The 10,426-nt window shown below is 69.4% G+C and carries 8 protein-coding genes and 1 pseudogene; 2 read left to right on the forward strand and 7 right to left on the reverse strand.

Features of this window, described 5'->3' with window-relative positions:
- Nucleotides 1-9 precede the first annotated feature (9 nt).
- Entirely contained in the window at nt 10-726 is a 717-nt protein-coding gene (locus ACFPZI_RS16070; protein ID WP_381363595.1) for an MBL fold metallo-hydrolase, read from the reverse strand.
- 180 nt (nt 727-906) lie between these two features.
- Here ACFPZI_RS16070 and ACFPZI_RS16075 point away from each other — a divergent pair, with 180 nt between their 5' ends.
- Both ACFPZI_RS16075 and ACFPZI_RS16080 read left to right on the forward strand, forming a co-directional pair.
- Nucleotides 907-1,755 carry a peptidylprolyl isomerase gene (locus ACFPZI_RS16075; RefSeq protein ID WP_381363618.1) on the forward strand — a complete coding sequence of 283 codons (849 nt, stop codon included), beginning with the start codon at nt 907-909 and terminating at the stop codon, nt 1,753-1,755.
- A gap of 136 nt (nt 1,756-1,891) precedes the next feature.
- Entirely contained in the window at nt 1,892-3,121 is a 1,230-nt protein-coding gene (locus tag ACFPZI_RS16080; protein ID WP_381363597.1) for a DUF349 domain-containing protein, read from the forward strand.
- A gap of 75 nt (nt 3,122-3,196) precedes the next feature.
- On the opposite strand, the gene ACFPZI_RS16085 is transcribed toward ACFPZI_RS16080, so the two are convergent.
- From ACFPZI_RS16085 to ACFPZI_RS16110, 6 genes and pseudogenes are all read right to left on the reverse strand, one after another.
- On the reverse strand, nt 3,197-5,752 hold the full coding sequence (locus ACFPZI_RS16085; RefSeq protein ID WP_381363599.1) for a RelA/SpoT family protein: 2,556 nt from the start codon (nt 5,750-5,752) through the stop codon (nt 3,197-3,199).
- Between the two features lie 220 nt (nt 5,753-5,972).
- Complete coding sequence (locus ACFPZI_RS16090) at nt 5,973-6,521, reverse strand: adenine phosphoribosyltransferase (RefSeq protein WP_381363601.1); 549 nt, start codon at nt 6,519-6,521, stop codon at nt 5,973-5,975.
- Nucleotides 6,518-7,639 (reverse strand): protein translocase subunit SecF, encoded by a 1,122-nt coding sequence (gene secF / locus ACFPZI_RS16095; protein WP_381363602.1) that lies wholly within the window; start codon nt 7,637-7,639, stop codon nt 6,518-6,520. The genes ACFPZI_RS16090 and secF overlap by 4 nt, the downstream gene beginning before the upstream one ends.
- A gap of 3 nt (nt 7,640-7,642) precedes the next feature.
- Nucleotides 7,643-9,427 (reverse strand): protein translocase subunit SecD, encoded by a 1,785-nt coding sequence (secD, locus tag ACFPZI_RS16100; RefSeq protein ID WP_381363604.1) that lies wholly within the window; start codon nt 9,425-9,427, stop codon nt 7,643-7,645.
- Between the two features lie 135 nt (nt 9,428-9,562).
- Nucleotides 9,563-10,147 (reverse strand): preprotein translocase subunit YajC, encoded by a 585-nt coding sequence (gene yajC / locus ACFPZI_RS16105; protein ID WP_381363606.1) that lies wholly within the window; start codon nt 10,145-10,147, stop codon nt 9,563-9,565.
- Between the two features lie 165 nt (nt 10,148-10,312).
- A pseudogene (locus tag ACFPZI_RS16110) lies at nt 10,313-10,426 on the reverse strand (Holliday junction branch migration DNA helicase RuvB); the annotation flags it as partial.

A 10,426-nucleotide genomic window follows, 5' to 3' on the forward strand; every position in this document is an offset into this window, starting at 1 on the left:
AAGGTCTTGTCACATTCCTCGTCGGGGAGCGTCGGCGGCGCCGCGTCCTTGGCGGCCCGCCGCCACCTGCCGCAGATACGGGTTGGTGGCGCGCTCCTGGCCGATGGTCGTCTGGGGGCCGTGTCCGGACAGCACCACGGTCGAGTCGTCGAGCGGCAGGCACACGCGGGCCAGCGAGTCGAGCAGTTCGGCCGTGTCACCGCCGGGCAGGTCGGTGCGTCCGATGGAGCCGGCGAACAGCAGGTCGCCAGAGAAGAACACCGGCGGGATGTCCGCCGTCTCGGGCAGGCCGAAGGTCACCGACCCCTTGGTATGGCCGGGCGCGTGCGCGACCGTCAGCCGCAGACCGGCCAGGTCGAGCTCCGCGCCGTCGGCCAGTTCCTTGACGTCGGCCGGCTCCCCGACGGTCAGTTCGCCCATCAGCGGCATGCCGATGGCGCGGCCGATGCCCTTCTCGGGGTCGCTCATCATGTACCGGTCGTCGGGGTGGATCCAGGCCGGCACGTCGTGCGCCCCGCACACGGGGACGACCGAGGCCACGTGGTCGATGTGGCCGTGCGTGAGGACGACGGCCACGGGCTTCAGCCGGTGCTTGCGGACCGCCTCCTCGACTCCGGGGGCGGCCTGGTGGCCGGGATCGATGATCACGCACTCCTCACCGGCGGCGGGGGCGACGAGATAACAGTTCGTCCCCCAGGCCCCGGCGGGGAACCCGGCAATGAGCACGTTCGTCCTTCGTTGTGTCGGTACGGGAGGCTTGCGGCGGGGCTGGCGCCCGCGGTCAGAGCCTACCGGCGCTGCCGTTTCCTCAGCGAACCCATATACGGTACGGGGCACACGCAGTCAGTCGGCCCGCCGCCCGCACGCGTATTCGGTCGGCACACGAGAGGCATGAGGAGTAACCCGGTGGTCAGCCAGGAGCAGCGGCGGCGTCAGCTCGCCCGGGAGAAGTTCTTGCGGCAGCAGCAGCGGCGTACCGAGGCACGTCGCAAGGGGCGGATCCGCAACTCGGTGATCGCGTCCGCCCTCGGTGTGGTGCTGGTCGGCAGCCTCGGGCTGTACACGGCCGGGGCGTTCGACCAGGACGAGAACACGTCCAACGCGAACGCGGAGGTCACGCCCAGCGCCGAGGCGCCGAGCAAGGCGCCCGACCCGTGCGAGAAGCCGGCACAGGGCAAGGTCGCGACGAAGACCTGGAAGAAGGAGCCGGCGCTCTCCGTCGACAAGTCGGCGAAGTACACGATGTCGCTCGACACGACCTGCGGCACGATCGACCTGGCGCTGAAGGCGTCGGCTGCCCCGCACACCGTCAACTCGTTCGAGTTCCTCGCCGGTGAGGGCTACTTCGACCACAGCACGTGCCACCGGCTGACCGACACAGGCATCTACGTGCTGCAGTGCGGCGATCCGCAGGGCACCGGAACGGGCGGCCCCGGCTACACGATTCCCGACGAGAATCTGAAGGACAAGAGCCTCAAGGGCAATGTGTACCCGGCAGGCACGGTCGCGATGGCCAACCAGTACAACGCGCAGGCGCAGCAGGGGCGCGACAGTGGAGGCAGCCAGTTCTTCCTGGTCTACCAGGACAGTCAGCTGCCGCCCGACTACACACCGTTCGGCACGGTGTCCGAGGCGGGGATGAAGGTGCTGAAGAAGATCGCGGACGCCGGTGCTCAGCCCATGGACCCCGCGACCGGGAATACCGCGCCCAACGCGACGGTCGTCATCAACAAGGCGACGGTCACGAAATCCTGACTGCCCAGCTGCGGAATTTCGGTCGCGCGGGATGCGGACAGCATCCCGCCGGTCGCCTAGATTGGCCGTGACGAAAACTGTGGACGATGCCCGGGGGCAGCAGAGCCCTCCGCAGGCATCATGTGGAGGAGGCGCTGTGAGCAGCGACCCGTGGGGCCGCGTCGACGAGACGGGGACCGTGTACGTGCGTACGGCCGACGGAGAGCAGGTCGTCGGTTCCTGGCAGGCGGGCTCCCCCGAGGAGGCTCTGGCCTACTTCGAGCGCAAGTACGAGGGCCTGGTTGTCGAGATCGGCCTCCTCGAGAAGCGGGTGAAGACAACCGACCTGTCCTCGAAGGACGCCATGGCGGCGATCGGGCACCTGCGGGAGCAGGTCGACGCCCATCACGCGGTCGGTGACCTGGCTGCCCTGCGGGTGCGGCTGGACAAGCTCGTGGAGCTGGTGGGCACCCGGCGCGAGGAGCGCAGGGCGCAGCGGGCGAAGCAGTCCGACGAGGCGCGCCATGCCAAGGAGGCGCTGGTCGCCGAGGCGGAGGAGCTGGCGGGCTCGGACCAGTGGCGGGCGGCCGGTGAGCGGCTGCGGGCGCTGGTGGACACCTGGAAGGGCCTGCCGCGGCTGGACCGCAAGTCCGACGACGAGCTGTGGCACCGCTTCTCGCACGCGCGGTCGGCGTTCTCCAAGCGGCGCAAGCAGCACTTCGCGCACCTGGACGCGCAGCGCGAGGAGGCCCACAAGACCAAGGAACGTCTGGTCGCCGAGGCCGAGGGGCTGTCGAAATCGACGGACTGGGGTGCGACGGCGGCGCGCTACCGGGACCTGATGTCGGAGTGGAAGGCCGCGGGCCGCGCCCAGCGCGAGCACGAGGAAGATCTGTGGAACCGCTTCCGCGGCGCCCAGGACGTCTTCTTCGCCGCCCGCGGCTCGGTCTTCGCCGAGCGTGACGCGGAGCAGACGGAGAACCTCAAGCTCAAGGAGGAGCTGGCCGGGGAGGCCGAGAAACTCCTGCCGATCACGGACCTGAAGACCGCCCGCGCCGCGTTCCGCTCGCTCAACGAGCGGTGGGAGGCCATCGGCCATGTGCCGCGGGACGCCCGGCCGAAGGTCGAGGGCCGGATGCACACCGTGGAGCGGGCCATGCAGGAGGCCGAGGAGGCCGAGTGGCGCCGGACCAACCCGGAGGCACGCGCGCGTGCCGAGGGTCTGACCGGCCAGCTCCAGGCAGCCGCGGACAAGCTGAAGGGCCAGATCGAGCAGGCACGGGCGCAGGGCAACGACGCCAGGGCCCAGAAGCTCGAGCGGGAGCTGGAGGGCCGCCGGGCGCTCCTGGACCAGGCCTTGAAGGGTCTGCAGGAGTTCGGCGGCTGACACCAGCACGACAGAGGGCCCCCGTACCGCGTGTACGGGGGCCCTCTGTCGTGCTGGTCGTGCGCTGTGGCCGGTCTACGTCCGGTTGCGGGCCGAGGTCACCCTGTACACGTCGTAGACGCCCTCCACGCCCCGTACGGCCTTCAGGACGTGCCCGAGGTGCTTCGGGTCGCCCATCTCGAAGGTGAAGCGGGAGGTGGCGACGCGGTCGCGGGAGGTCTGGACAGCCGCGGAGAGGATGTTGACGTGCTGGTCGGACAGCACGCGTGTGACGTCCGACAGCAGCCGGGAGCGGTCCAGGGCCTCGACCTGGATGGCGACCAGGAACACCGAGGACTGGGTGGGCGCCCACTCGACCTCGAGGATGCGCTCGGGCTCACGGGACAGCGAGTCGACGTTCACGCAGTCGCTGCGGTGGACGGAGACGCCGCTGCCGCGGGTGACGAAGCCGATGATCGGGTCGCCGGGGACCGGTGTGCAGCAGCGGGCCAGCTTGACCCAGACGTCGTCGACGCCCTTGACGACGACCCCGGGATCAGCGTTGGAGCGGCGCTTGCGGCCCCGTCCGCGGGCCGGCGGCACCGACTCGTCGATCTCCTCGGTGGCCGCCTCCTCGCCGCCGAGGGCCTGCACCAGCTTCTGGACGATGTTCTGCGCGGCGACATGGCCCTCGCCGATCGCCGCGTACAGCGCGGAGATGTCCGAGTAGCGCATCTCGTGCGCGAGGGTGACCAGTGAGTCGCCGGTGAGGATGCGCTGGATCGGCAGGTTCTGCTTGCGCATCGCGCGGACGATGGCGTCCTTGCCCTGCTCGATCGCCTCGTCGCGTCGCTCCTTGGAGAACCAGGCGCGGATCTTGTTGCGGGCGCGCGGCGACTTGACGAAACCGAGCCAGTCCCGGGAGGGGCCCGCGCCGGCCGCCTTGGAGGTGAAGACCTCCACCAGGTCGCCGTTGTCCAGGGTCGACTCGAGCGGGACGAGCCGGCCGTTGACCCGTGCTCCTATGGTGCGGTGGCCGACCTCGGTGTGGACGGCGTACGCGAAGTCCACCGGGGTGGCGCCCGCGGGGAGCGCGATGACGTCGCCCTTGGGGGTGAAGACGAAGACCTCGTTGCGGGACAGGTCGAAGCGCAGGGACTCGAGGAACTCGCCGGGGTCCTCGGTCTCCTTCTGCCAGTCGAGGAGCTGCCGCAGCCACGCCATGTCGTTGACGGCGGCCGAGTCCTTGCCTGTCTTGCCGGGGGCGACGTCGGTGCGCACCTTCGAGGCGCCGGCGACGGCCTCCTGCTTGTACTTCCAGTGCGCGGCGATGCCGTACTCGGCGCGGCGGTGCATGTCGAACGTGCGGATCTGCAGCTCGACGGGCTTGCCGCCGGGGCCGATGACCGTCGTGTGCAGCGACTGGTACATGTTGAACTTGGGCATCGCGATGTAGTCCTTGAACCGGCCGGGGACCGGATTCCACCGCGCGTGCACCGTGCCGAGTGCCGCGTAGCAGTCGCGGACGGTGTCCACGAGGACGCGGATACCCACCAGGTCGTAGATCTCCGCGAAGTCCCGGCCGCGGACGATCATCTTCTGGTAGACGCTGTAGTAGTGCTTGGGGCGGCCGGTGACGGTCGCCTTGATGCGGGCCGCGCGCAGGTCCTGCTGGACCTCGTCGGTGACGATCGCCAGGTACTCGTCGCGCTTGGGGGCGCGTTCGGCGACCAGACGGACGATCTCGTCGTACATCTTGGGGTAGAGGATCGCGAAGGCGAGGTCCTCCAGCTCCCACTTGATGGTGTTCATGCCCAGCCGGTGGGCGAGCGGCGCGTAGATCTCCAGGGTCTCGCGCGCCTTCTTCTCCTGCTTCTCGCGCTTGAGGTAGCGCATGGTGCGCATGTTGTGCAGGCGGTCGGCGAGCTTGATGACCAGGACCCGGGGGTCCTTGGCCATGGCGACGACCATCTTGCGCACGGTCTCGGCCTGCGCGGCCTCGCCGAACTTGACCTTGTCCAGCTTGGTGACGCCGTCGACCAGCAGGGCGACGGTGTCGCCGAAGTCGCGGCGGAGCTGTTCCAGGCCGTACTCGGTGTCCTCCACCGTGTCGTGCAGCAGGCCGGCCATCAGGGTGGCCGGGTCCATGCCCAGCTCGGCGAGGATGGTGGTGACGGCGAGCGGGTGCGTGATGTACGGGTCGCCGCTCTTGCGTTTCTGGCCGCGGTGCCAGCGCTCGGCGACCTGGTAGGCGCTCTCGATCTGGCGGAGGGTGGCGTTCTCGATCTTGGGGTCGTTGCCGCGCACTATCCGCAGCAGCGGCTCCAGCACCGGGTTGTACGGGTTGGCGCGCTGGACCCCGAGCCGGGCCAGGCGGGCGCGGACGCGGTTGGAGGAGCCGGAGCGGGCGGGCTGCCCGCTGTTCGGGCGGACCACGGGGGCGGAGCGCTGGGGTCCCCCCGCTCGAGCGGAGTCGGGAGTGGGGGACGGCTTGGGACGCGGTTGCTCGGGCTTTTCCACGGCGGCCTGGGCGTGCTGGACCGGCCCGCGCGGGTCGTTCTTCGCGTGGGGTGTGCTCGGCGCGGGCTTGGCCGCGGCAGCCGAGCCGGACTCGGGCTTGCCTGCGGTCAGGTGCTGGGCCTCGTCTGCCAAGAGGACTCCTCGTACGCGATCACGGGTCCCCAGATCAGGTTCCGGAGCCCCCATGGTAGCCATCCCGTGCCTGCGGATCTCCTTCGGACCGGTGTGCGGATTGTTCACCCTTGAAACGCGCGGGGCGGGCACCGGATTCCCCCGGTGCCCGCCCGCGCGGTGTCAGCCATGCCCGTCCGGCGCGCTGCGTCGCTGGTGGGACGGTGTCCCTCGGCGCTCGTCAGAGCGTGAGCAGCGCCTCCAGCGGGGCGCCGGCCAGGGCCGGTTCCACGCGCGCCCGGCCGCCGAGGAAGCCGAGCTCCATCAGTACGGCGAGGCCCGCGACATCGGCGCCCGCCCTGCGGATGAGCTGGACCGACGCCTCGGCGGTGCCGCCGGTGGCGAGCACGTCGTCGATCACCAGGACGCGGTCGGCGGCGGTGAGGTCCTCGGCGTGCACCTCGATCTCGGCGGAGCCGTACTCCAGGTCGTACGCCTGGCTGAGGGTGGCTCCGGGGAGCTTGCCCGCCTTGCGCACGGGGATGAAGCCGAGGCCCGCGCGGACGGCGACCGGGGCGCCGAGGATGAAGCCGCGTGCCTCCAGGCCGACGACCTTGGTGGCGCCGGTGCGGCCGGCGATCTGTGCGAGGGCATCACTGAGCGCGATGAACGCCGCCGGGTCCGCCAGGAGCGGGGTGATGTCCTTGAACAGCACACCCGGCTCCGGGTGGTCCGGCACGTCCCGGATGCGGCTCAACAGTAGTGCGGAGACATCGGTGAGTTCGGTCATCGGCGCTTTCCCGAGGGTCGGCCGCGGCCGCGGCCGCGGGACACGGACTGGTCGCGTGGGCCGACGACAGCGGCAGCGGCGTCGTCCGGCCCGTCGTCGTGGCCGTCGTCGGGCACCCGGACGTCGCTCGGCTCGTCGTCCGTGTCGGTGCCCAGGGCGCGCTTGGCCAGGACGCGCTTCTTCAGGGACCGCATCGGAGGCTCGAGCTCCTTGAGGTCGGCGACGAGCGGAGTGGCGATGAAGATCGACGAGTACGCACCGGCGGCGAGGCCGACGAACAGGGACAGCGAGATGTCGTTCAGCATGCCGGCGCCGAGGACACCGCCACCGATGAACAGCAGGGCCCCCACCGGCAGCAGCGCGACCACCGTGGTGTTGACGGAACGGACCAGGGTGCTGTTGATGGAGCGGTTGGCGATCTCGCTGTAGGTCCAGCGGGACTGCTTGGTGATGTCCTTGGTCTGTTCCTTGAGGCTGTCGAACACCACGACCGTGTCGTAGAGCGAATAGCCGAGGATGGTCAGCAGACCGATCACCGTACCCGGTGTGACCTCGAAGCCCACGAGGGCGTAGACGCCGACGGTGATGGTGAGGTCGTGGATCAGCGCGACGAACGCGGCGATCGCCATGCGCCACTCGAAGGCGATCGCCAGATAGATCACGACCAGGAACAGGAAGATGCCGAGGCCCTGCCATGCCTTGTTGGCGATCTGCTCGCCCCAGCTGGGACCGACCAGGTCCGCGTTGATCTGCTCCGCGCCGACCTTCAGATCCTTGGAGAGCTCCGTCTTGATCTTGTCCGAGATGCTGGTGTCGATGGCCGCGATCTGGATGCGCAGGCTGCCGTCGCCGAGCTTCTGGACGATGGCGTCGTGGCCGGAGGCCTCTTCCGCATACTTCTCGGCCTGGGCGACCGAGGCACTCATGTTCTTCGGGGTGGTGAAGACCGCTCCGCCCTGGAACTCGATGCCCATGTGGAGGCCGCGCACCGCCAGGCCGACGATGGCCAGGACGGTGATCAGAATGGAGATGCCGTACCAGATCTTGCGGTTCTTGATGAAGTCGTAGCCGACCTCACCGTGGTGCAGCCGGGCGCCGAGACTACCGAGCTTCGACATCTCTCACGCCTCCTTCGTCTGGGAGGGGGCGGAGTGGCGGCGAGTGCGGCGCAGCGGGGGCTTCGCCCCGAGGGCCTTCGGATCCAGGCCGGACCACTTGTGACCGCTCGCGAAGAACTTCCGGCGGGCCATCAGCGTCAGCAGCGGCTTGGTGAACAGGAACACCACCACGACGTCGAGCACCGTGGTCAGACCGAGCGTGAACGCGAAGCCCTGGACCTTGCCGACGGTGACGACGAAGAGCACCGCGGCGGCGAGGAAGGAGACGAAGTCGGAGACCAGGATGGTGCGCCGGGCACGCGGCCAGGCACGCTCCACGGCGGTGCGCAGGGGGCGGCCCTCACGGATCTCGTCCCGCACCCGTTCGAAGTACACGATGAACGAGTCCGCCGTGATGCCGATGGCGACGATGGCTCCGCAGACGGCCGGCAGGTTCAGCGCGAAGCCGATGGTCGGGCCGAGCAGCGCCATGATCACGTAGGTGAGGGACGCGGACACCAGCAGCGAGGCGACGGCGATGAAGGACAGACCGCGGTAGTAGACCAGCAGGTACAGGACGACCAGGGCGAGGCCGATCGCGCCGGCGATCAGGCCGGCGTGCAGCTGGTCTCCGCCGAGTGCGGCGGTGACGGTGGTGACGCTGTCCTCGCGGAACGTCAGGGGGAGGGCGCCGTAGGACAGCATGTTGGCGAGTTCCTCGGACGACTTCTGAGTGAAGTTGCCGGAGATCTCCGCATTGCCGCCGGTGAGGGCCTGGCTGACGTACGGGTCGGAGACGACCTCGCCGTCCAGGACGATGGCGAACTGGTTCTGCGGGGACGGGTTCTGCGCCAGCTTGCCGGTGATGTCGGCGAACTTCTTGCTGCCCTTGTCCGTGAAGTCCATGGTGACGGTCCAGCCGGCACCGGTCTGCGTGTTGAGGACCGCCTTGGCCTGGTCGACGTCCGTGCCGTCGACGGCGGCGGGGCCGAGGATGTACTTCTGCCACTGCCCCTGCGAGTTCTGGCCGCAGGCCACGGTCGAGTCGGTGGCCTTGGTCCCGTCACCGGCGGAGGCGCGGACGTCGGCCTTGGTGCAGTCGAGCGCGGCGTACTGGGCCTGGAGCTTGCTGTCCGCCTCGGAGGCGCCGTCCGTCGTGGAGGGGGAGGGAGTGGCCTTGACCGAACCGGTGGGGGTCGCGGACGGGGTGGTGTCGGCCTTCAGGACCTCGGTGACCGCACGGCCCTGGGTGGTGGTGGCGGCCGACGGGCTGGTGGAGGCGGACGGGGACCCCTCGTCGGTGGTCTTGTCCGTGGCCTTTTGGCTCGCGCCGTCGGTGACCTTGCCGCCCTCTGCGGAGGTGTTACCGGTGCCGCTCGGCGTGGGAGCGGCACCGCCCGCGGCGAGTTCGGTGGCCACGACCGGACGGAAGTAGAGCTTGGCGGTGGTGCCGACCTGTTCCCGGGCCTGTTCGGAGTTGGTGCCCTTGGGAATGTTGACGATAATGTTACGATCACTCTGCGTCTGAACCTCGGCCTCGGAGACACCGAGACCGTTCACGCGACGCTCCATGATGGAGACCGCGGTCGCCATATTGGTCGGGTTGATCGCGGATTCCTGACCGGCCTCGGGGACGGCCGCCAGCGTGATGCTGGTGCCGCCTGCTAGGTCGATACCCAGACGCGGAGTGTTGTGTCCGGAGGCGAACATCCCTCCGGTGAGCGCCATCATGGCGATCAGAATCAGGGCCAGCGAGCGCCACGGCTTGCTTGTGGCGCTCGCGTTGGATCCCTTTTTGAGTGCTGCCACCTTCTCGTACTCCCTCTCGGGCCACCTCGCGCCCGGTCGACGGGCGGGCGGCCATGACATGGTCTCGGGATTCCGCGCGAGCCGGGCATGTCCCGGGGTGCGCGGGCCGTGCTGCCCGCGCACCCCGGGACACGACTACTTCGCCTCGGAACCGCCGTCGGACTTCTTCGCCTGCTCGTCCGTCTTCGCCTGCTCGTCCGTCTTCGCCTTGCCGGCGGCGTCGGTGCCGGCATCGGCCGGCTCGGCGTCGGCGGCGTCGGCGGTGTCGGCGGTGTCGGCGGTGTCGGCGGACGCATCGGCCGTGTCAGCCGCGTCGGCCGTGTCCTTCTTGCCGAAATCGACCGGCGCGTCGTCGGAGGCGGCGGCGGAGTCGTCGGTCTCGGTGAGAGAGGAAGCGTCGTCGGGGACGACATCGGTGTCGGACTTCAGGTCGTGCTCGATGCCGTGAACGATGTGGTTGTACTCCTCGTCCGTCAGTACGGCACCAATGGAGTTCTTCGCGAACAGCAGGTCCACGCCGGGTCCGGCGTCGAGGAGGACCGTGTCGTCACTGACCTCCTTCACCGTGGCATACATGCCCCCGATCGTGCGGACACCGGAACCCGGCTGCATCTGGTTCCGCATATCGATGGCCTGTTGCTGCTTCTTCTTGGCCGACCGGGTCATCAGGAACATGGCCCCGATGAGCACAATGAACGGGAGGAGGGTCAGGAGACTCACGGGTCGGACTTCCTTCACACGACCGCGATGGTGAACGGCCTGATGGTTGGGGGTATGTGATGCCGCCGACAAGGCGTGGCATCGGCGGAGTCTAGGCGAGTCCGCGCGCAGGGAACAACGCCCAGCATGGCACCGGGGTTCCTGGCGTGGCCAATGCCGCCCTCCTCACGCCCCGAACAGATCCCCTTGTCCGTTTCCGGCAGCTCGGGAGCCGGACGGGACGAGGCCGAGGTGCTCCCATGCCGCCGGTGTGGCGATCCGGCCGCGCGGGGTGCGGGC

This window comes from Streptomyces chlorus, assembly GCF_042655885.1.
GTDB lineage: Bacteria > Actinomycetota > Actinomycetes > Streptomycetales > Streptomycetaceae > Streptomyces > Streptomyces chlorus.